This is a genomic window from Glycomyces arizonensis DSM 44726 (assembly GCF_000482705.1).
GTDB lineage: Bacteria > Actinomycetota > Actinomycetes > Mycobacteriales > Micromonosporaceae > Glycomyces > Glycomyces arizonensis.
Genome location: NZ_KI519475.1, coordinates 15,451 through 35,343 on the forward strand (window position 1 = coordinate 15,451; position 19,893 = coordinate 35,343).

At 69.3% G+C, this 19,893-nt stretch carries 20 protein-coding genes; 11 read left to right on the top strand and 9 right to left on the bottom strand.

Annotated features, from left to right (window positions below):
• Positions 1-94: 94 nt before the first annotated feature.
• Genes H613_RS31195 through H613_RS0122180 form a run of 3 tightly spaced genes read left to right on the top strand, consistent with a single transcriptional unit; the run spans position 95 to position 2,018 of the window.
• A complete protein-coding gene (locus H613_RS31195; RefSeq protein WP_156926207.1) occupies positions 95-1,189 on the top strand; it encodes a hypothetical protein in 1,095 nt (364 codons plus the stop codon).
• Entirely contained in the window at positions 1,180-1,563 is a 384-nt protein-coding gene (locus H613_RS0122175) for a hypothetical protein (protein ID WP_156926208.1), read from the top strand. The genes H613_RS31195 and H613_RS0122175 overlap by 10 nt, the downstream gene beginning before the upstream one ends.
• Before the next feature lie 5 nt (positions 1,564-1,568).
• A complete protein-coding gene (locus H613_RS0122180; protein WP_026925492.1) occupies positions 1,569-2,018 on the top strand; it encodes a hypothetical protein in 450 nt (149 codons plus the stop codon).
• A gap of 66 nt (positions 2,019-2,084) precedes the next feature.
• Here the strand turns inward: H613_RS0122180 and H613_RS0122185 are convergent, their stop codons facing one another.
• The 5 genes from H613_RS0122185 to H613_RS28450 form a co-directional block, all read right to left on the bottom strand.
• Positions 2,085-2,510, bottom strand: coding sequence for a hypothetical protein (locus tag H613_RS0122185; RefSeq protein ID WP_156926209.1), 426 nt, complete (start codon positions 2,508-2,510; stop codon positions 2,085-2,087).
• A gap of 336 nt (positions 2,511-2,846) precedes the next feature.
• The gene (locus tag H613_RS0122190; protein ID WP_026925494.1) at positions 2,847-3,455 is read right to left on the bottom strand and encodes a VOC family protein; all 609 of its coding nucleotides are present in this window, start codon (positions 3,453-3,455) and stop codon (positions 2,847-2,849) included.
• Between the two features lie 35 nt (positions 3,456-3,490).
• Positions 3,491-3,904: a VOC family protein gene (locus H613_RS0122195; RefSeq protein ID WP_035739046.1), complete on the bottom strand. Its 414-nt coding sequence runs from the start codon at positions 3,902-3,904 to the stop codon at positions 3,491-3,493.
• Between the two features lie 138 nt (positions 3,905-4,042).
• Positions 4,043-5,140, bottom strand: a complete 1,098-nt coding sequence (locus H613_RS32485) for a glycoside hydrolase family 19 protein (protein ID WP_035739088.1) — start codon at positions 5,138-5,140, stop codon at positions 4,043-4,045.
• A gap of 283 nt (positions 5,141-5,423) precedes the next feature.
• Positions 5,424-6,488 carry a UDP-N-acetylmuramate dehydrogenase gene (locus H613_RS28450; protein ID WP_084546874.1) on the bottom strand — a complete coding sequence of 355 codons (1,065 nt, stop codon included), beginning with the start codon at positions 6,486-6,488 and terminating at the stop codon, positions 5,424-5,426.
• A 48-nt stretch (positions 6,489-6,536) separates the two neighbouring features.
• Here H613_RS28450 and H613_RS29620 point away from each other — a divergent pair, with 48 nt between their 5' ends.
• The 8 genes from H613_RS29620 to cutA all read left to right on the top strand — a co-directional run bounded on the left by H613_RS29620 (position 6,537) and on the right by cutA (position 16,210).
• The gene (locus H613_RS29620) at positions 6,537-7,280 is read left to right on the top strand and encodes an FAD-binding oxidoreductase (RefSeq protein ID WP_051393701.1); all 744 of its coding nucleotides are present in this window, start codon (positions 6,537-6,539) and stop codon (positions 7,278-7,280) included.
• A 244-nt stretch (positions 7,281-7,524) separates the two neighbouring features.
• On the top strand, positions 7,525-8,616 hold the full coding sequence (locus H613_RS0122215) for an ABC transporter ATP-binding protein (RefSeq protein WP_026925497.1): 1,092 nt from the start codon (positions 7,525-7,527) through the stop codon (positions 8,614-8,616).
• Positions 8,617-8,737: 121 nt separating this feature from the next.
• Positions 8,738-9,853 carry an AmmeMemoRadiSam system radical SAM enzyme gene (amrS, locus tag H613_RS0122220; protein WP_211234925.1) on the top strand — a complete coding sequence of 372 codons (1,116 nt, stop codon included), beginning with the start codon at positions 8,738-8,740 and terminating at the stop codon, positions 9,851-9,853.
• A 55-nt stretch (positions 9,854-9,908) separates the two neighbouring features.
• A complete protein-coding gene (amrB, locus tag H613_RS0122225; RefSeq protein ID WP_026925499.1) occupies positions 9,909-10,709 on the top strand; it encodes an AmmeMemoRadiSam system protein B in 801 nt (266 codons plus the stop codon).
• Positions 10,710-10,822: 113 nt separating this feature from the next.
• Complete coding sequence (gene lysS, locus H613_RS0122230) at positions 10,823-12,277, top strand: lysine--tRNA ligase (RefSeq protein WP_051393736.1); 1,455 nt, start codon at positions 10,823-10,825, stop codon at positions 12,275-12,277.
• 201 nt (positions 12,278-12,478) lie between these two features.
• Complete coding sequence (locus H613_RS0122235) at positions 12,479-12,829, top strand: histone-like nucleoid-structuring protein Lsr2 (RefSeq protein WP_026925501.1); 351 nt, start codon at positions 12,479-12,481, stop codon at positions 12,827-12,829.
• 358 nt (positions 12,830-13,187) lie between these two features.
• Positions 13,188-15,800, top strand: a complete 2,613-nt coding sequence (locus tag H613_RS28460; RefSeq protein WP_084546876.1) for an ATP-dependent Clp protease ATP-binding subunit — start codon at positions 13,188-13,190, stop codon at positions 15,798-15,800.
• 71 nt (positions 15,801-15,871) lie between these two features.
• Entirely contained in the window at positions 15,872-16,210 is a 339-nt protein-coding gene (gene cutA / locus H613_RS0122245; RefSeq protein WP_211234926.1) for a divalent-cation tolerance protein CutA, read from the top strand.
• Positions 16,211-16,213: 3 nt separating this feature from the next.
• On the opposite strand, the gene H613_RS0122250 is transcribed toward cutA, so the two are convergent.
• The 4 genes from H613_RS0122250 to H613_RS0122265 are packed head-to-tail and all read right to left on the bottom strand — an operon-like array spanning position 16,214 to position 19,612.
• Complete coding sequence (locus H613_RS0122250) at positions 16,214-16,819, bottom strand: response regulator transcription factor (protein WP_026925503.1); 606 nt, start codon at positions 16,817-16,819, stop codon at positions 16,214-16,216.
• Positions 16,816-17,952, bottom strand: coding sequence for a sensor histidine kinase (locus tag H613_RS28465; protein ID WP_035739097.1), 1,137 nt, complete (start codon positions 17,950-17,952; stop codon positions 16,816-16,818). The genes H613_RS0122250 and H613_RS28465 overlap by 4 nt, the downstream gene beginning before the upstream one ends.
• An 11-nt stretch (positions 17,953-17,963) precedes the next feature.
• On the bottom strand, positions 17,964-18,698 hold the full coding sequence (locus H613_RS0122260; protein WP_026925504.1) for an ABC transporter permease: 735 nt from the start codon (positions 18,696-18,698) through the stop codon (positions 17,964-17,966).
• A complete protein-coding gene (locus H613_RS0122265; protein WP_026925505.1) occupies positions 18,695-19,612 on the bottom strand; it encodes an ABC transporter ATP-binding protein in 918 nt (305 codons plus the stop codon). The genes H613_RS0122260 and H613_RS0122265 overlap by 4 nt, the downstream gene beginning before the upstream one ends.
• Between the last annotated feature and the right edge of the window lie 281 nt (positions 19,613-19,893).

Genomic DNA, 19,893 nt, shown 5'->3' on the forward strand with positions numbered 1-19,893 from the left:
CTTCGAGCGCCACAACCGAATATGGCCGGTGGGTCGCCGCATTGTTTGGCGACAGGGGCGACCCACCTTCGCAAACCACGGAAGGAGACCCTCCTTGGTCTCTGCCAGACTACGCCAAAATCGCCCCGAGGCGAAAGAGCGAAATTCGCAGCAGTACCCACACCCGGAGAATCCGGGCCTGATCGAAGGCCCGGACGGCTGTTACGACTGGGCGGACCGCCGCCTGTTCCTGCCCTCTGGTGAACCCGACCCGGCCACGCCCGGCGCCTACCGCTACCAGACGCGGCCGGACCTGTGCGACCTCCAAGCACCCGACTCCGATCCGGCCAGTCCGCGCTACGAGCCGCCGCACCTGCGCCACCGACCGGGCGATACCTGGATCATCGACACCGACCGCCCGCACGATCCCGAAGACCCCGGCCCCTACGGCACATCGGGCTGGCGCCAGGACCGCCGCACCGGTCGCCACCGCCGAGACGAGCTCCCCGACCCGATCCCGCCCTGGGAACAGGATTCACGGGACCCGCAAGACGACATCGACACCGAACCGCCGCGCCCGCGGGACCGTCGCGGTGGCGGGCATGGCGGTGGCCGCGGCTCAGGATTCACGCTCCCGAGGCCACGGCCGGGCTGCACCGACCGGACCGAACGACACGGCGACGGCGGCGATGCCGAGGGCGGTACGGGCGGGTACCGGTTCAGCCGGCTCCGCGAGGACGCCTGGGACCGGTTCATGATCGACTCGGTCCCACTCGCCGACGCCCACCGGCCCCAGACCCGGAACGCACTCGACCGCGAGGCCGGCCCGGTCTGGTCGCTGTGGATTCATCTGGCCCGGTGGTTCCTCGCGGTCTTCAGAGGCACCGCCGCCCAGCCCGCGCCTGTCGAGCCCGCACTCGAAGAGCCCCGGGGAACTCAGAAACCCCATGGCCTTCAGGAGACCGGCGGATGCGCTTCACGCCCGGGAACCCATGAACGTGCTTCTCGGTCAGTGGCCCGCGGATGTGCTCGGCGGCCAGCCGCACCCGGCGACCGTCATGTCCTGATGGCCCGCGCCCCGGCCGGGGCGCAGCTCGCCCGCGCTGAGTCGCGCGCATCGGTCTCGGACTACGTCCGGGACTGGGAGTGGGGTTTCGATGCGTCCGGCCAGACCACCGGTCGCCTTGCCGGGGGTGCGGCATGGGGGTAGGGAGAACCGCGCCGCATCGGGTCCGCGCGGCCTATGCTCGCGCGCTGTCTTCGATCCCGCTGCCGGTCCGCGCGGTCTCGGTTCCGGCCGGGGAGGCCATGACCGTGCTGGGCGAAGCCGAGATCGGTGACGGGCTGATCTATTTCGGCACCATGACCAGTGCCCCGAAACTCTGGGTGGCCTTCGCCGACAACGGCAGTGACGACAGCGGGCGGATCTTCGGTTACCCGACGGGCCTGCTCGGCGGTGAGCCCGAGGTCCACGTTCCCGATCAGGATTCGCTGCGCTGGACCATGCAAGGTGACATCGCCGAGACACTCAAACGCCACGGCCTGAATGTCTGGAACGATGCCAGACGCTGGTGCGAAGGGTGAGGGCGGTGGACCAAGACGAGATCGCGGCGGCCTACCGCGCGCACGCCGAGGCCCGCCTGCGCGGCGACCGCGCCGAGGCCCGCCGCTTGTCCGACGAGCTCGGCTTCGAGACGCGCATGACGCACCTGATCTTCACCTTCTGCCTGTTCGCCCAGATCGTGCTCGACCACTTCGGCGATGATCTCGACCGCGAACAGTTGGCGGCCTTCACCAAGCGGCTCTGGAAGAAGCATCGAGCAGACGCCCGATTCGAACCGCTGAAGGCCGAGGCACTGATCCGCGCCGTCTACGGCGAGGACTACCTACTGGATTTCCTCACCGGGCAGGAACAGGACTTCTACGCGCGAATACTGCTGTTCCGGCAGGTGGACAACACGCCCGAACTCAAAGACGGTCTTGACAAGGCCATCACCGAAGTCCAAAAGATCATCGCCGTCTGGCTCCTCGACCCGTAAGGCCCGCAGAGCAGAGCACAAGCAACGCAGAGCCGCCGAGCCTTCGGCCCGGCGGCTCAGTCTCGTCTAAGAGTCCATCCAGGACCGTCCGAGGGTCTCGGCATCCGCGAGGAAGCCGTCGAGGCTGTCGCGGATCTCCGGAGTCTGGTCGACGATCTTGCGGGTGACCGCGCACATCGTGATCATCTGCTCCTTCGCCGGGATCTCATCGAAGAATCGATCCTCGCCGTATGCGCCTCGAACCAGGCCTTCGACCGACAACGCCTTCAGTGGCGGATTCGCGGTACGGAAGTCGTGCATGGTCCCTGACACGAACTTCTGCGGCTCATCGCGGTCGAGCCGCTCGCCGAAATACTTGGTGGTCACACCGGCGAACAGCGCCCCGATGAACATGAATTGCGCTTCATGCTCATCGCTGCCGATCTGCCCTTGCAGCTCCTTGGTTCGACAACTCGTCGATACTGGCCATGGCGGGTGGCGTTCCTGACCCAAGGGGACATTCCGGCCGCACGACTCCAAGCGGGCACGACCAACAGTCACCTTACCGGCACTGCCCGAACCACGCAGGCCGCGAAAGCATCCGCCCGCGCCGCCGACGGTCCCAGCGCCCGTCCCACGTCCACAACGGCGCTGCAACGGCATCTAACGGCGCCTGGCAATACCTTCATCCCAATACCTTCACCCGCAGGGAGTCGTATTCTTCACCCTGAGAGCGCACCGATATTCCATAAAGGAATAGAGCCGGGCGCATCGCCCGGCTCTGTGGCAGTCACGGGGCTGTCGCCCCCTGATCGGGATCCACGATCCTCGGATCTACGGCTCTCAGCCCTATGCGGCCGCCCATTCGAAGCCGTCCGGGTCGGTGAACGTCCCGGCCTCGCCGCCGATCGCGATCCGGTGCGAACCGTCGCCGTCCTGTGCGACGCCCAGGTCCTTGGCGGCGGCGCGGCGGCCGTAGAGCGCGAGCTTGATGTGCTTCTCCGGGGCGGCGAACTCGACGTACTTGCGGCCGAAGCTCTTCGCCACCTCCAGGCCCTGCTCGGTGTAGAAGCGCTTGGTCTCGGCGACGTCCGCCACTCCCAGCAGGAGCACGACGTCGTCGATCTCGCGCGTGGCCGGACCGGTGTCCTTCTTGGAGGAGGTCGCGATCTTCCAGATCGCCCCGTCCGGGGCCTGCACGACGCCGCCGTAGCCCCAGAAGCTCTTCACAGCGGGCTTCAGCACCGTGGCGCCCGCCTCGACGGCCGCATTGAAGAAGGTGTCGACGGTGCTCGGCTGGGACACCACGAGCGACAGCCCGTATCCGCGGAAGCCGCTGGTCGGCTCCGCCGACGCGCGGACGCCCACAGGGGAGCCGCCGTCGAACATGGCGTTGTAGAAGGCCTCGGCGGCAGCGGCGTCGGAGGCTTCGAGCGTGATGGTCTTGATGGGAGTCATGTCAGGTTCCTTCGGTGAGTGTCGTGGTGAGTGGTTCAGCGGGATTCGTTGAGGCGGACCATGTTGCCCGCGGGGTCGCGGAAGGCGCAGTCGCGGATGCCGTACGGCTGCTCGGTCGGCGCCTGCGCGACTTCGGCGCCGCTGGCCTGCAACCGGGCGAAGGCGCCGTCGAGGTCGCCGGTGGCGAGGACGACGGTGGCGTAGGTGCCCTTGGCCATCATCTCGGCGATGGTGCGGCGCTCCTCGTCGGTGGTGCCGGGCTCGACCCCCGCGGGGTGGAGCACGATGGCGGTGTCGGGCTGCCCGGCGGGGCCGACCGTGAGCCAGCGCATCGCCCCGTGCCCGACGTCTCCCCGGACCTCGAAGCCGAGCGCGTCGCGGTAGAAGGCCAGGGAGGCCTCCGGATCGCTGTGCGGCAGGAAGCTCGAGTGAATCGTGATGTCGTCCATGCAGACAACGCTAATTCCGCCGCGGGGTCCGGCGCTTCTCGAATCCTGATCGATCGGACCGCCGCGGGCGTCCTCGTCGCAGCGACGCAGGGCCGCGGCTCGCCGATCGCGAGCCGCGGCCCCGGGGCCGATGGCGCTCTAGCAGTAGAGGTTGCCGCCTGTCGGCACTCCCAGCAGCGAGGCGAACTGCTGGTACTTGGTGACGCGGCTCTGCACCTGCGCGGGGTTGCCGCCGTCGCACTCGACCGCGCCGTTGATGGAGCGGATCGACTCGCCGAAGCCCGCGCCGGTGGTCATGGCGGTGTGGCCGCTCATGGTGCCCGGTCCACTCTGGGTGTTCCAGTACCACAGGGCGGTCTGCCAGGCCACCGTCGAGTTCTGCTCGACCAGCCACGGGTTGGTGAGCAGCGGCAGCCCGAGGGCGTTGCCCGCGGCGTTGTAGTTGAAGTTCCAGCTCAGCTGCATCGGGCCGCGGCCGTAATAGGCGGACTGCCCGGCCGGGCACCCGTACGGCTGGTTGGCGTCGCAGTAGTGGCTGTAATTGCCGGTGTTCTGCTCCACGATGTACACCAGTCCGCCGGTCTCGTGACCGATGTTCGCCAGGAAGGCGGCCGCCTCCTGCCTGCTGACGGTGTCGCCGCCGGTGTTGGCGAAGCCCGGGTAGGACGCGGTGGCCTCCACCAGGCCCTGGTAGGTGTAGAACGAGTTCCGGCCCGGGAACATCTGGTTGAACTGGGTCTCGGAGACGACGAAGCCCGACGGGTCGGGCGGGTCGGGCGGGTCGGTCGTGCCGCCGTCGCAGCTGGTCGGGTCCCAGAACCAGGTGCTGATGGTCGGGTCGTAGCCGGGGTTGGCGTGCACGGCGACGTAGTAGTTGCCGTCGCTGTAGAGGACCACGTCGCCGACCTGGTAGTCGGCTCCGGCGCTCCAGACGGTGAACGAGCAGTCGCCGCCGCCCGTGTCGCCGCCCGATCCGCCGCAGGGCACCTGGTCGCGCCAGACGCCCCATTCGCCGGTGGTGCCGGGTGTCTCGCCCTGGGTCCACCACTGGGCGGTCCAGTTGGAGCCGTTGTAGGAGACGACGGCCCCGCCGGTGTAGGCGGTGGCCGAGTTCCATGCGGGGCCGCAGGCGGCCTGGGCGCTGGCCTGGGAGGCCGGGATGGCGAACGCGAGCGTGGCGGTGACGAGGAAGGCGCCGATGATCGCCAGGGTTCTCTTGCGTTGTCGCTGAAGCACGGGCTTCACCTCATAATCTTTAACAAAGCTTATTTATAGATAAATTTAATAACCTCGTTGCGTTTGCGCAAGATGCCCCACTGAAACGGATGCCCCTGGGGCGAATGAGGTGAACGTGGCCCGCCGAGGGCGGCTTGCGGGGAGGTGTCGCCGCGGTCGCGCGCCATCTCGGGTTGAGAATCATATAGGATATATCCTATATTCCGACGCTGAGACTCATGTCTTATAACATGTATGGCGGTTATATCCTATAACCTTTGCTTGGGTTATAGGATATAAGTCCCTAGTGGAATGTTGCTCCCACGAGGACCGGTTCGGGGCGGAGGCGGATGCCGAACTTCGCCTCTACTTCGTCGGCGACCTCGCACGCCAGGGCGAGCAGTTCCGCCGTCGTCGCGCCGCCTCGGTTGGTCAGGGCGAGCGTGTGCTTCGTCGACAGGCCCACGTTGCCCCGGCGGTACCCCTTGTCGAACCCCGCCGCTCCGATGAGCCACGCCGCCGAGACCTTCACGTCCTCACCCACCGGCCAATGCGGAGCGTCCTTGCCCGAAGCGGCGGTGAGCGCGCGGAAATCGCCCGCGCTGATCACCGGGTTCGTAAAGAACGAGCCCGCGCTCCACGTGTCGTGGTCGTCCTCGTCGAGCACCATGCCCTTGCCGCGCCGCAGCCCCAGCACGACCTCCCTGGCCTCGGCCAGCGGCACCCGATCGCCGACCTCCACGCCCAGGCGCTTCGCCGCCTCGGCGTACGCGATCGGCCGCGACAGCGAGCTTTGCTCCAGCCGGAAGTCGACGCTCATCACCACATAGCGGCTGGAGTGCTTGAAGACGCTGCGGCGGTAGGCGAAACCGCATTCGGCAGGGGACCAGTCGCGGACCTCGTCGGCCTCGCGGTCCCACACCCGCACCGAGGCGATCGTCTGCGCCACCTCCTGGCCGTAGGCGCCGACATTCTGTATCGGGGTCGCCCCCGCAGACCCCGGGATGCCGCTGAGGCACTCGACGCCCGAGCGGCCGTGCTCGACGGTCCAGGCCGCGAACTCGTCCCACACCTGCCCGGCCTGCACGCGCACCACGTCGTCGCCGACCGGCTCGATCCCGCCGCCGCGCAGCAGGACCACCGTCCCGTCGAAGCCGCCGTCGCCGATGACCACGTTGCTGCCCCCGGCCAGCACCAGCGTCGGCCCGCTCGCGGACCGCAGCGCCTCGACGGCCTCCTCGGCGGTCTTCGCCTCCACGAGGCGCCGCGCCGGGCCGCCGAGCCGCAGCGTCGTGAACCGACCGAGCGTTTCGCCCGGATTCGGACCTGCCGAGGTATTCTCGCTTCCGTGTGGGCTGGCGTCTGTCACGCCGCAAAGCCTAAGCTGTTCAAGGGCTACAACGATCGGCGGTCACCAATGTCGAAGCCACGAATCACGGACTACCTGACCGAGCTGAAGCAGGAGGCCGGCGTCCTGCGGGAGATCGTCGACCAAGGCGCGCTCGGCCGCGTCGTCCCCTCGCGTCCCGACACGACCGTGGCCGGGCTCCTGGCCGAACTCGTGCGCCTCTACCGCTGGACGGTCACCGCCCTGGCGGCAGGCGCCCCCGAAGCGGACGTGCCCGAGCCGCCGCCGGTGCACCTGAGCGAAGCCGAGACGCTCGGCGCGTTCGACTCCTCGCTCGGCCGCGCCGTCGACGCGCTCGAAGCGCACCCGGCCGCCGCGCCGGTGTGGACGTGGGCGCCGGTGGAGTGGAACGCCGAGTTCTGGCAGCGCCGCATCACCGTCGCCACGGGCCTGGCCCGCTGGGACGCCCAGATGGCCGTCGGCGCCACCGCGCCGGTCCCCACGCCGCTGGCCGCCGAGGCGATCGCCGAGGTGTTCGAGGCGTTCATCCCCGTCGGCATCCGGCGCGGCTCGCACCCCGACGCGGCCGGTCTCGTGCAGCTGTTCGCCCAGGACGCCGACGCGACGTGGTTCGTGCGCCTGAGAGAGGGCCGCGTGGCACTGCTCGACCACCCCGACGCCAGCGCCGGGCTCCAGGCCAGGGCCGCGGGCTCGGCCTCGGACATCGCGCTGGCGCTGTGGGGGCGGCTGCCGTTCGGGATCTGCGACGTCGCCGGCGACGAGGCCCTGCTGCAGGCGCTCCGCGTCCAGTAGCCGCCGTGACGCAGATAACGGTTCCATATATTTTCGCTTGAAATCGGACAAACGTACGCCGCCCACTTGGCAAAGGCATTCAGATCCCGCTAGGCTCAGCACACGCTCCGCGGCGGCCACGCCTGCGCAGCGCACATGCCGCAGCGCAGGGCCGCGCTCCAGCGAGGTCCTTCCTGCAGCCTGTACAAGCACGCCTTTTACAACGGATCGTCTGGCACGTGCCTGCCAGTGAAAGGACCTCATCATGGCCACAGTGACCTATTCGGATGCCACGCGCATCTACCCCGGTTCCGAGACCCCCGCGGTCGACCGCCTCAACCTCGAGATCCAGGACGGCGAGTTCCTCGTCCTCGTCGGACCCTCCGGTTGCGGCAAGTCCACCTCCCTCCGCATGCTCGCCGGTCTCGAGGAGATCGACGAGGGCTCGGTCTTCATCAACGAGACCGACGTCTCGAACCTGCCGCCGAAGTCCCGCGACATCGCGATGGTCTTCCAGAACTACGCGCTCTACCCGCACATGTCCGTCTACGACAACATGGCGTTCGCCCTCAAGCTGCGCCGCATGCCGAAGGCCGACATCAAGCAGCGCGTGGAGGACGCCGCGAAGCTGCTCGACCTGAGCGACTACCTCAACCGCAAGCCCAAGGCCCTCTCCGGCGGTCAGCGCCAGCGTGTCGCCATGGGCCGCGCCATCGTGCGCGAGCCGCAGGTGTTCCTCATGGACGAGCCGCTGTCGAACCTCGACGCCAAGCTCCGCGTCCAGACCCGTTCGCAGATCGCCTCGCTCCAGAAGCGCCTGGGCATCACCACCGTCTACGTCACGCACGACCAGATCGAGGCCATGACGATGGGCCACCGCATCGCGGTCATGAAGGACGGCGTCCTCCAGCAGTGCGACACGCCGCGCGTGCTCTACGAGACCCCCGGCAACGTGTTCGTCGCGGGCTTCATCGGCTCGCCGGCGATGAACCTCAAGACCGTGAAGCTCACCGAGGGCGGCGCCCTGTTCGGCGACGTCACGCTGCCGCTCTCGCGCGAGGTGCGCGAGGCGGCCACCGAGGGTGGCAACCAGGAGGTCACCATCGGCATCCGGCCCGAGCACTGCAAGGTCGGCACCGAGTCCTCCGGCGGCATCCCGATCGAGGTCGACCTCGTCGAGGAGCTCGGCTCCGAGGCGTACGTGTACGGCCACGCCACGTACAACGGCTCCAGCGAGCGCTTCGTCGTCCGCGCCGAGTCCAAGGACGTGCCGCGCCTGGCCGAGACGGTCTACGTGGTCCCCGAGCCGGGCCACGAGCACGTGTTCCACGCGGGCACGGGCAACCGCCTCAACTAAGGCCTTATTCCGGACCGCGCGGCGCCCACCCGGGCGGCGACCGCGCGGTCCGTTTTCGTGCGTCGGACGCGGGCGCTACCGTTGGGGTATGACCGCCATCACTTCGGCAAGGGAGCCGTAGGTGCGCGCCGAGAGGCCGCGCGTGGACGGCGCCGACGAGTTCACCGTCGGCACCGGCTTCCACCGTGCGCTCGACGACGGCCGCATCGAGTGCACCGTGTGCCCCAGGGCGTGCCGACTGCGCGAGGGCCAGCGCGGCCTGTGCTTCGTGCGGGCCAGAGCTGGCGACCAGATCGTCCTGACCTCCTACGGCCGCTCCTCGGGCTTCTGCGTCGACCCGATCGAGAAGAAGCCGCTGGGCCACTTCCTGCCCGGCACGCCGGTCCTGTCGTTCGGCACCGCCGGATGCAACCTCGGCTGCCGGTTCTGCCAGAACTGGGACATCTCCAAGTCCCGCGAGATCGACACGCTCGCCTCCGCCGCCTCCCCCGAGGCGCTCGTGGTCGAGGCGAAGCGCCTGGGGTGCAAGTCGATCGCGTTCACCTACAACGACCCGACGGTCTTCCTGGAATACGCCGCCGACTGCGCCGACGCCGCCAGGGAGGCCGGGCTCAAGGCCGTGGCGGTCTCGGCCGGGTACATCAACGCCGAGGCGCGCGACGAGCTGTACGCCCACATGGACGCCGCGAACATCGACCTGAAGGCGTTCACCGAGGAGTTCTACAAGAAGATCGCGTTCGCCTCACTGGGGACGGTCCTGGAGACGCTCGAATACCTCGTCCATGAGACCGAGGTGTGGACCGAGATCACGACGCTGCTCATCCCCGGCCACAACGACTCCGACGCCGAGATCGCCGCCGAGTGCGCGTGGATCGCCGAGCACCTCGGGCCCGACGTCCCGCTGCACTTCACCGCGTTCCACCCCGACTTCAAGATGCGCGACGTGCCGCCGACCCCGCCGTCCACGCTGCGCAGAGCCCGCCGGATCGCGATCGAGGCCGGCCTGCGGTACGTCTACGCGGGCAACGTCCACGACACGGCGAACCAGACGACGTACTGCCCGGGCTGTGGTGAGGCTCTCGTGGTTCGCGATTGGTACCGCATTGACCGTTATGCGCTGTCGGATTCCGGACAATGCTCGTTCTGTGGCGCGAACATTCCCGGAGTCTACGACGGCCAGGCCGGAGACTGGGGGCCGAAGCGGCAACCGATCCGGCTCGCCGGAACGTCCCATTAGCAGCACCGGCACCGCACTACCGGAACCATAACCCGAGAGACGCGAGAACATGACCTTGACGACCTCAGACACCGTCAGGCCGCCGGCCGTCGCCGGACGGTTCTACTCCGCCGACCCCGACCGCCTCCGCGCCGAGACCGCCCGGCTCCTCGACGCCGTCAGCGTCCCGGACGACGAGCCGCTCGCGCCCGCCTACATCGTCCCGCACGCCGGGCACCGGTTCTCCGGCGCCGTGGCCGCCGAGGTCTACGCGCGACTGGCCCGCCACCGCGACCGCGTCAGGCGCGTCGTCCTCGTCGGCCCCTCCCACCACCACCCGCTGCGCGGGCACGCCGCCGCCCCGTACACCGCCTGGGAGACCCCGCTCGGACTCATCGAGACCGCGCCCACCGGCGTGGTCGGCTCCTCGCTGCTCCCGCACGCCGAGGAGCACTCCCTCGAAGTGCAGCTGCCGTTCCTCCAGGTCGCCCTCGGCGACGGCTTCGCGGTCACGCCCGTGGCCGTCGGCATGAGCCAGACGCCCGACACCGCGCGCGTCATCGGCTCGCTCCTGGCCGAGGCCGGGGAGGGCACGGTCCTGCTGTGCTCGACCGACCTGTCGCACTACCACGACCTGGCCACCGCCAAGCGCATCGACGAGGGGACCGCCGAGGCCATCCGGGCCCTGCGGCCGCGGGAGATCTCCACGACCCACGCCTGCGGCGTGTTCGCCCTGCGCGGCACCGTCGCCTGGGCCGACGCCACCGGGCGGCGCCCGCGCCAGCTCGCGCTCGGCACCTCCGCCGACGTCGGCGGGCCGAGCGACCGCGTCGTCGGCTACCCGGCCTTCGCCGTCGAGCGGCCGCGCGGCCTGTGATGCGCCCCGGCGGGGCCAAAGTCGCATGCCGGGCCGCGGAAGCGGCGTTTAACCTGTAAGACGTGACCGAGCACGAGCAGAACACCGACACCGGCGACGACCTTCCCGAGCAGATGAAGATCCGGCGCGAGAAGCGCGCCGCCCTGCTGGCGGAGGGCAAGCAGCCGTACCCGCTCGGCTACCCGCGCACCCACTCCCTCGCCGAGTTGCGCGAGCAGTTCGCGCACCTGGAGCCCGGCGAGTCCTCCGGCGTCACCGTCGCGGCCGCCGGCCGCGTCATCTTCGTCCGCACCGCCGGGAAGCTGTGCTTCGCGCGCCTGCGGGACGGCGACGGCACCGAGTTCCAGGCCATGCTCTCCCAGGGGAAGGTCGGCGCCGAGGCCCTCGACGAGTTCAAGCGGCTGGTCGACATCGGCGACCACCTCGGCGTCACCGGCGAGGTCGTCACCTCCAAGCGCGGCGAGCTGTCGGTCATGGCCGACTCCTTCGCGATCACCGCCAAGGCCCTCCGGCCGCTGCCGGTGGCGCACAAGCCGCTCGCCGAGGAGACCCGCGTCCGCCAGCGCTACGTCGACCTCATCGTACGCCCCGAGGCCCGCGCCATCGCCCGCCAGCGGGCCGCGGTCGTGCGCTCCATCCGCGCCCAGCTCGACGAGCGCGACTTCATCGAAGTCGAGACCCCGATGATGCAGGTGCAGGCGGGCGGCGCCACCGCGCGCCCGTTCGTCACGCATATGAATGCGTACGACATCGATCTGTACATGCGCATCGCGCCCGAGTTGTATTTGAAACGGTGCGTAGTCGGCGGCATCGACCGCGTATTCGAGATCAACCGGAACTTCCGCAACGAGGGCGCCGACTCCTCGCATTCGCCCGAGTTCGCGATGCTCGAGGCATATCAGGCCTACGGCGACTACCGCACGATCGGGGAACTCACCAAATCGCTCATTCAAGGCGCCGCGCAGTCGGTGTTCGGCTCCCAGAACGTCGAACTCGCCGACGGCTCGGCCTACGACCTGGGCGGCGATTGGGCCGAGACGACCCTCTTCGGTTCCCTTTCCGAAGCCCTCGGAGAGAACGTGACGGTTGCCACTCCGCTGGAGGCGCTGCGGGCCTACGCCGACAAAGTCGAGCTCGGAGTCGACCCGCTGTGGGGGCCGGGGAAACTCGCCGAGGAATTGTTCGAGCACCTCGTGGTGCCCGAGCTGCACGCGCCCACGTTCGTCTACGACTACCCCGAGGAGACCTCTCCGCTCACCCGCGGTCACCGTTCCATGCCCGGACTGACCGAGAAATGGGACCTGTATATCCGCGGCGTCGAGACCGCCACCGGCTATTCGGAGCTGGTCGACCCGGTCGTCCAGCGCGAGCGCCTGGAAGCCCAGGCCAGACTGGCCGCGAAAGGCGACGACGAGGCCATGCGCGTCGACGAGGACTTCCTGAGGGCGATGGAATACGGAATGCCGCCCACCGGCGGCATGGGCATGGGAATCGACCGGCTGCTTATGGCGCTCACCGGACTGGGTATCCGAGAGACCATCCTCTTCCCGCTGGTGAAACCCGAATAGAAAGAATTGGACCGCGCCGCCCAGTGGAGCGGCGCGGTCCCTTTCGTCTCGGAGCGGCCTCAATTCAGGCGTGAAGGCGAGGCGCCCTGATCTTTCTCCGAGACCCTCTTTCGCATCTCTAAGGGACTCGTATATGCTCTGGCATTGACAACGGTTTTTTGCCGGTAAGCGCCAGTCGCTGCTCATCGAGAGGAATTTGCCATGGCGAAGAAGACACAGGTCATCCTGATCGACGATATCGACGGCGGCAAGGCTGAGGAGACCGTCAAATTCGCTATCGACGGGCAGGCCTACGAGATCGACCTCTCGGCCGCTCACGCCAATGAACTCCGCGAGTCCCTGGCCAAATTCCAGGAGGCCGGCACCCGGCTCGGCAGGTACACCGTCGGCGTCGTCCGCGGTCCGGCCCGCGGCACCTCCACCCGCCGCCTCGCCGTCGACCGCGAGCAGAACAAGGCCATCCGCGAGTGGGCCGAGCGCAGCGGCAAGAAGGTCTCGCCCCGCGGGCGCATTCCGCAGAGCATCGTCGAGGAATACAACGCCGCGCACTGAACGCCGCATCGCCAGAACGCCCGCACCCGCCCATGGGACGCGGGCGTTTCGCGCGTCCGGGCCCGGGGTAGGCCGAAACGGTGACCTTTTGCCGGGGTGTCACAGTCGCGGGGCACCATTGGATGAGTGGAACCGGCGGAACGGAGGCGGCATTGCGCTCACAGCGAACGTTTTCTCTTCGGGAATGCACTACCAGGCACGCTTGTTGTCACCCACGTGGCCACCCGTCGCCCGAAGACTCGGGAGATAAGGTGTACCGACAGGGTTTTGCAAGCCACGACCAGTATTGACGACAAGTAGCGGCGCCCGTCTCGGCGAGCGCGCGAGCCGTAACTTTGCAGTGCGAGGAGCGAAGCGCATGTTTGAACGGTTTACCGACCGTGCTCGACGCGTGGTCGTTCTGGCCCAAGAAGAGGCCAGGATGCTCAACCACAACTACATCGGCACAGAACACATCCTGCTCGGCCTCATCCACGAGGGCGAAGGCGTGGCGGCGAAGGCCCTGGAGAGCCTGGGCATCTCCCTCGAAGGCGTCCGTCAGCAGGTCGAGGAGATCATCGGGCAGGGCCAGCAGGCCCCCTCCGGACACATCCCCTTCACCCCCCGGGCGAAGAAGGTGCTCGAGCTGAGCCTGCGCGAGGCGCTGCAGCTGGGCCACAACTACATTGGGACCGAACACATCCTCCTTGGCCTGATCCGCGAGGGCGAGGGCGTGGCCGCGCAGGTGCTCATCAAGCTCGGCGCCGACCTCAACCGGGTCCGCCAGCAGGTGCTGCAGCTGCTGTCCGGCTACCAGGGCAAGGAACCGGCCGGCGCCACCGCCGGCGGCACCACCTCGGAGTCGCAGCAGTCCGGTTCGCTCGTGTTGGATCAGTTCGGCCGCAACCTGACCCAGGCCGCCCGGGACGGCAAGCTCGACCCGGTCATCGGCCGCCAGCGCGAGATCGAGCGCGTCATGCAGGTCTTGAGCCGCCGCACCAAGAACAACCCCGTGCTCATCGGCGAGCCCGGCGTCGGCAAGACCGCCGCCGTCGAGGGGCTGGCGCAGGCGATCACCAAGGGCGAGGTCCCCGAGACGCTCAAGGAGAAGCAGCTCTACACGCTGGACCTGGGCGCCCTGGTCGCGGGCTCGCGCTACCGCGGTGACTTCGAGGAGCGCCTGAAGAAGGTCCTCAAGGAGATCAAGACCCGCGGCGACATCATCCTGTTCATCGACGAGATCCACACGCTCGTCGGCGCGGGGGCCGCCGAGGGCGCGATCGACGCCGCCTCGATCCTCAAGCCGATGCTGGCCCGCGGCGAGCTCCAGACGATCGGCGCCACCACGCTCGACGAGTACCGCAAGTACCTCGAGAAGGACGCCGCGCTCGAACGCCGCTTCCAGCCGATCCAGGTCGCCGAGCCGAGCCTCTCGCACACCATCGAGATCCTCAAGGGCCTGCGGGACCGCTACGAGGCGCACCACCGCGTCTCCATCACCGACGGCGCCCTCGTGCAGGCCGCGACGCTCGCCGACCGGTACATCTCGGACCGCTTCCTGCCGGACAAGGCGATCGACCTGATCGACGAGGCCGGCGCCCGGATGCGGATCCGCCGCATGACCGCGCCGCCGGACCTGCGCGAGATCGACGAGGAGATCGCCGAGACCCGCCGCCAGAAGGAGTCCGCGATCGACTCCCAGGACTTCGAGGCCGCCGCGCGCCTGCGGGACGCCGAGAAGCGCCTCCACGAGAAGCGCACCAAGCGCGAGCAGGAGTGGAAGGCCGGCGACCTCGACCAGGTCACCGAGGTCGACGAGGAGATGATCTCCGAGGTCCTGGCGAACTGGACCGGCATCCCGGTGTACAAGCTCACCGAGGAGGAGACCTCGCGTCTGCTCCGCATGGAGGACGAGCTGCACAAGCGGATCATCGGCCAGACCGACGCCGTCAAGGCCGTCAGCCAGGCCATCCGCCGCACCCGCGCCGGGCTCAAGGACCCCAAGCGCCCGTCGGGCTCGTTCATCTTCGCCGGACCTTCGGGCGTCGGCAAGACCGAGCTGGCCAAGGCGCTCGCGGAGTTCCTGTTCGGCTCCGAGGACGCGCTCATCCAGCTCGACATGTCCGAGTTCCACGACCGCTACACGGTCTCGCGCCTGGTCGGTGCGCCTCCCGGCTACGTCGGCTACGACGAGGGCGGGCAGCTCACCGAGAAGGTCCGCAGGAAGCCGTTCAGCGTGGTCCTGTTCGACGAGATCGAGAAGGCCCACCCGGACGTGTTCAACACGCTCCTGCAGATCCTCGAGGACGGGCGCCTGACCGACGGCCAGGGCCGGATCGTCGACTTCAAGAACACGGTGCTCATCCTCACCACGAACCTCGGTTCGCGGGACGTCGGCAAGGCCGTCACGCTGGGCTTCCAGTCCGGCGACGAGGCCGAGAACGACTACGAGCGGATGAAGGAGAAGGTGCAGGACGAGCTGAAGAACCACTTCAGGCCGGAGTTCCTCAACCGCATCGACGACACCATCGTGTTCCCGAAGCTGTCCGAGCCCGAGATCGTCGAGATCGTCGACCTCATGACCAAGCGCATCGAGGACCAGCTCGCCAACCGCGACATGGCCCTGGAGCTCACGAGCAACGCCAAGCTGTACCTGGGGCACAAGGGCTACGACCCGGTGCTCGGGGCGCGGCCGCTGCGCCGGACGATCCAGCGCGAGATCGAGGACATGCTCTCCGAGAAGATCCTGTTCAACGAGTTCGTGGCCGGCCAGATCGTCATCGTCGACGTCGAGGGCGACCCGAAGGACATCGAGCACGCGCGACTGACGTTCCGCGGGGCCGACAAGCCCGCCGGGATCCCGGACACGCCGCCGGCCGCCCTGGCCGGCGAGCGCGCGCCGAAGAGCCCCGGCGCCGGAACCGGCACGATGCCGCCGAAGAGCCCGGGCGCCGGGCCCAGGGGCGGCATGGCCGGCGAGGGCGGCGCGTAAGCGACAACGCATGACGGCGGGGCGGAACCGGGCTCGGTTCCGCCCCGCCGCATTTGAGAGGAGGAGGCGCCGTGGACCAGGAAGAACCGATCTGCGAAGTCGTCGTGACCGGGCCGCGCACCAGCCAGATGCAGCGGATGGTGGAGACGCTCCTGGGCGAGCGCCTGGTCGCGTGCGGGCAGCGCACCGACTGGCTGCAGTCGACGTACCAGTGGGCGGGCGCGGTCGAGCACCAGCCCGAGGAGCGCGTCCGCTTCCACACCAGGGCCTCGCTGGTCCCGGCGATCGTCGCCCGCGTCGACGAACTGCACCCCTACGACGTGCCGTGCGTGATCGCGCTGCCGGTGGCGGCGGCGAACCCCGCCTACCACCGGTGGGTCCTCGCCGAGACCGCGCCAGGGCCTGTTTGAGACCTAGAGCCAGCCGCGCTCGTCGGCGAGGCGGGCGGCCTCGGCCCGGTTGCGGGCCCCCAGCTTCCCGATCGCCGTCGAGAGGTGGTTGCGGACGGTGCCCTCGCTCAGGTGCAGGCCCGCGGCCATGTCGGCCACCGTGCCGCCCTTCAGCGCGAGCCGCAGCACCTCCCGCTCCCGCTGCGTCAGCGGCCCGGTCCCGGTCGTCAGCGACTCGGCCGCGAGCGCCGGGTCCACCACCCGCAGCCCCGAATGGACCCGCCGGACGGCGTCGACGAGCTGCTCGGGCGGGGCGTCCTTGACGACGAAGCCGACCGCCCCGGCGGCCATCGCCCGCGCCAGGTAGCCGGGCCGCCCGAACGTCGTGCAGATGATGACCCGGCACCCGGGTCGAGCCGCCCGCAGCTCGGCGGCGACCTCCAGGCCGTCCTTGCCGGGCATCTGGACGTCGAGCAGCGCCACGTCCGGCGCGGTCCGCGCGGCCGCCTCCAGGACCTCCTCGCCCGAGCCGACCTGGGCGACCACCTCGATGTCGCGCTCCAAGCCCAGCACCATCGCCAGGGCGCCGCGCACCATCGCCTGATCGTCCGCCACGAGCACCTTGATCATGGAACCTCCACTCGCACCTTGAACCCGCCGTCGGGCACCGGCCCGGCCTCCAGCGTCCCGCCGGAGGGCGCCACCCGCTCGGCCAGGCCCTTGAGGCCGTTCCCCCGCGAGGCGGACGCCTTGGGCGTGCCGTCGTCTTCGATCTCGATCCAGTTCGATCCCATGCGGACCCGCAGCCGCTTCGCCCCGGAGTGGCGGATCGTGTTGGTGACCGCCTCGCGCACCGCGTACCCGAACAGCTCGCGGCGGGCCGGGTCGACGTCGTCGACGGCCGCGGGCATGTCGGCGTCGATGTCGGCCGCCCGCAGCGCCGCCCGGGCGCCGACCAGCTCGGCGGCCAGCGTCACCTCCCGGTAGTCCGAGACGGTGGCGCGCACGTCGGCCAGGGCGCTGCGCGACAGAGCCTCGACGTCGCGGAGCTCTTCGACGGCCCGCGAGGGCTCCTGCCCGGTCTCCAAGAGGCGCCTGGCGGCCCCGGCCTTGACGGTGATCGTGGTGAGGCTGTGGCCGAGGATGTCGTGCAGGTCGCGCGCGAGCCGCTCGCGTTCGGCGCTGACGGCGAGATGCGCGATCGTCGTGTTCGCCTCCCGCAGCCGCCGCACCACCCGGATGAGCCGGACCATGAAGAACAGTGCGACGGAGATGCCGACCATCGACCACACGTCGGCGTAGCCGAACGCGTAGCCGGCCCCGGAGAACTCGAGTGCCACCAGCGCCACGACGGTGCCGCCGTCGAAGATGAACATCCACCCCAGCGGCAGACCCATCGCGATCGGGATCATGGCGTACAGCAGGCCGTAGACGCCGCCGGTCTCGACCACCGCGAACAGGATCCACCCGATTCCCAGGATGAGCGCGCCGAAGGCGACCCGCCGCGGCATCCACCCTCCCGCGATCGCCCACGGGAAGACCAGGTAGCAGGCCGCGTACGCGCCGAGCACGAGCAGCGTCGTCCAGCGGGCGGACGCGGAGACGTCCGCGTCGAACGCATTGATGGTGATCGGGATCGTGAACGGCAGCAGGATCAAGCCCCCGATCAGGAGCCAGCGCCAGTTCGCCCGGCCCGCGAACGGGCTGGAGAAGTCGTCGCTCCACCAGCCCGTGCGGGTCCGGACCTCGGACTCAGCGGTCACTCGTCACTCCATCACGCTCTTGAGGAGTCCTTACGGTAGCGCCAGATCACGAGGACGCCGAGGCCGACCGTCCACGCCGCGAGGACCGCGAGCGTGACCGGCAGGCTCTCGGTCAGGTCGCTGGTGACCGCGCCGCGCCCGAGCTGGGTGAGCCAGTAGCTCGGCAGCACCGGGGCGATCTCCCTCAGCCAGTCGGGCATGCCGTCGATCGGGATCCACAGGCCGCCGAGGAAGCCCATGATCAGCGAGATCGACATGTTGACCGGCTGGAGGGTCTCGGGGCGGGAGAGCTGGCCGACCAAGAGGCCCAGCAGGATGAACGGGATCGAGCCGAGCCAGATCCCGACGAGGATGCGCGTCCACGACCCGGCGTCCAGCTCGACGCCCTTGAAGGCCAGCGCGACCGCCGGGACCAGGAGGAGCGCCGGGAGCGCGAGCAGCAGCCCGGACAGGCCCTTCCCGGCGAGGTAGGCGCGGCCGCTGAGCGGGGTGAGCCGCAGCTGCCGCTGCCAGCCCGCGGCGCGCTCGACGGCGAGGCGAGCGCCGTTCGACATCGCCGCGAAGTAGACCCCGAAGGCCATCAGGTTGACCATGAGGACCTGGACGATGACGTCGGTGTCCTTTCCGGTGGCGAACAGGCTGGCCTGGAGCAGGAACAGCAGCGCCGGGAAGGCGATCGAGAAGATCGCGAAGCGCGGGTTGCGGAACATGCGCACGATTTCGAGGCGCAGGTAGGTGGCGCTCATCGGGTGGTCTCCGGTTCGGCGGTGAGGGACAGGAAGGCGTCTTCGAGACCGGCGGAGGCGATCTCGATGTCGCGGGCGGCCGGGAAGCGCTCCAGCAGCGCCCGCAAGGTGGCGTCGGAGTCCGAGCTCGACAGGCGGACCCGCTGCTCGCGCAGCTCGCAGGCGGTGACGGCCGGAAGGGCGCCCAGCGCCTCCTCGCCCGCTCCGGGGACGACCGCGCGTATGGTGCGGCCGCTGGCCGCCGCGCGGACCTGCGCGACCGGGCCGTCTGCGACGATCTTCCCCGACCGCATGAGCACCACCCGGTCGGCGAACTCCTCGGCCTCTTCGAGGTAGTGGGTGGCGAACAGGACGGTGCGCCCGTGCGCGGTGTCCTCGTAGATGGCCTTCCAGAAATCGCGGCGGGCGGCGGGGTCCATCGCGGCGGTGGGCTCGTCGAGGATGAGCAGCGACGGGTCGCTGACGAGGGCGATCGCGAAGCGGACGCGCTGCTGCTGGCCGCCGGAGAGGCGGTTCGCGCGGCGCTTGGCGAGGTCCTCGACGCCGGTGCGGCGCATGACCTGCTCGACCGGCATGGGGGAGCGGTGGAGGGAGGCGACGAGGCCGATGGTCTCGGCGACGGTCAGGTCGTCCAGGAGCGTCCCGTTCTGGAGCATGGCGCCGATCGCGCCGTCCGCGACCGCCTCGGTCGGGGCCCGGCCGAAGACCGCGACCGACCCGGCATCGGGGCCGCTCAGGCCGAGGATCATGTCGATGGCGGTGGACTTGCCCGCGCCGTTCGGGCCCAGGAGGGCCACGACCTCGCCGACCCGGATGGACAGGTCGATCCCGTCGACGGCGGCCACCTCGCCGTAGTGCTTGCGCACGCCGCGCAGTTCGACGGCGGGGGCGCCGGATGTGGTTTCGTTGCTCATGCATCGAGCATCGCCGTGATCGGCCCGCCGCCCCTCGCTCGGCCGTCATGACCTTCCCCTGACATCTGTCACGGGCGGCGGGGCTTCGAGGCGGCGAGGATCCCGAAACGCAGTCGTTGAGACCTACGCGCATGCGAATGCCACTCTGCGTCCGGTCCCTCTGGTTCGAGCCAAGCGAACGTGCGTTGTCGAAAATCTGACAGGCCTTGCTTGAGAGCCGAACTGCGACTCCAATACGTTGAGTCAAGGCAGTGGAGGGTGACAAGAGGCAAGAAGTACTA

Coding starts and splice junctions, on each gene's coding strand:
- H613_RS0122215 (WP_026925497.1), top strand. CDS start 7,525: ATGGCCACAGTGACCTATTCGGATGCCACGCGCATCTACCCCGGTTCC.
- H613_RS0122235 (WP_026925501.1), top strand. CDS start 12,479: ATGGCGAAGAAGACACAGGTCATCCTGATCGACGATATCGACGGCGGC.
- H613_RS29620 (WP_051393701.1), top strand. CDS start 6,537: ATGTCGAAGCCACGAATCACGGACTACCTGACCGAGCTGAAGCAGGAG.
- H613_RS28460 (WP_084546876.1), top strand. CDS start 13,188: ATGTTTGAACGGTTTACCGACCGTGCTCGACGCGTGGTCGTTCTGGCC.
- H613_RS0122190 (WP_026925494.1), bottom strand. CDS start 3,455: ATGACTCCCATCAAGACCATCACGCTCGAAGCCTCCGACGCCGCTGCC.
- H613_RS0122175 (WP_156926208.1), top strand. CDS start 1,180: ATGGGGGTAGGGAGAACCGCGCCGCATCGGGTCCGCGCGGCCTATGCT.
- H613_RS0122250 (WP_026925503.1), bottom strand. CDS start 16,819: ATGATCAAGGTGCTCGTGGCGGACGATCAGGCGATGGTGCGCGGCGCC.
- H613_RS0122195 (WP_035739046.1), bottom strand. CDS start 3,904: ATGGACGACATCACGATTCACTCGAGCTTCCTGCCGCACAGCGATCCG.
- lysS (WP_051393736.1), top strand. CDS start 10,823: ATGAAGATCCGGCGCGAGAAGCGCGCCGCCCTGCTGGCGGAGGGCAAG.
- H613_RS0122260 (WP_026925504.1), bottom strand. CDS start 18,698: ATGAGCGCCACCTACCTGCGCCTCGAAATCGTGCGCATGTTCCGCAAC.
- H613_RS0122265 (WP_026925505.1), bottom strand. CDS start 19,612: ATGAGCAACGAAACCACATCCGGCGCCCCCGCCGTCGAACTGCGCGGC.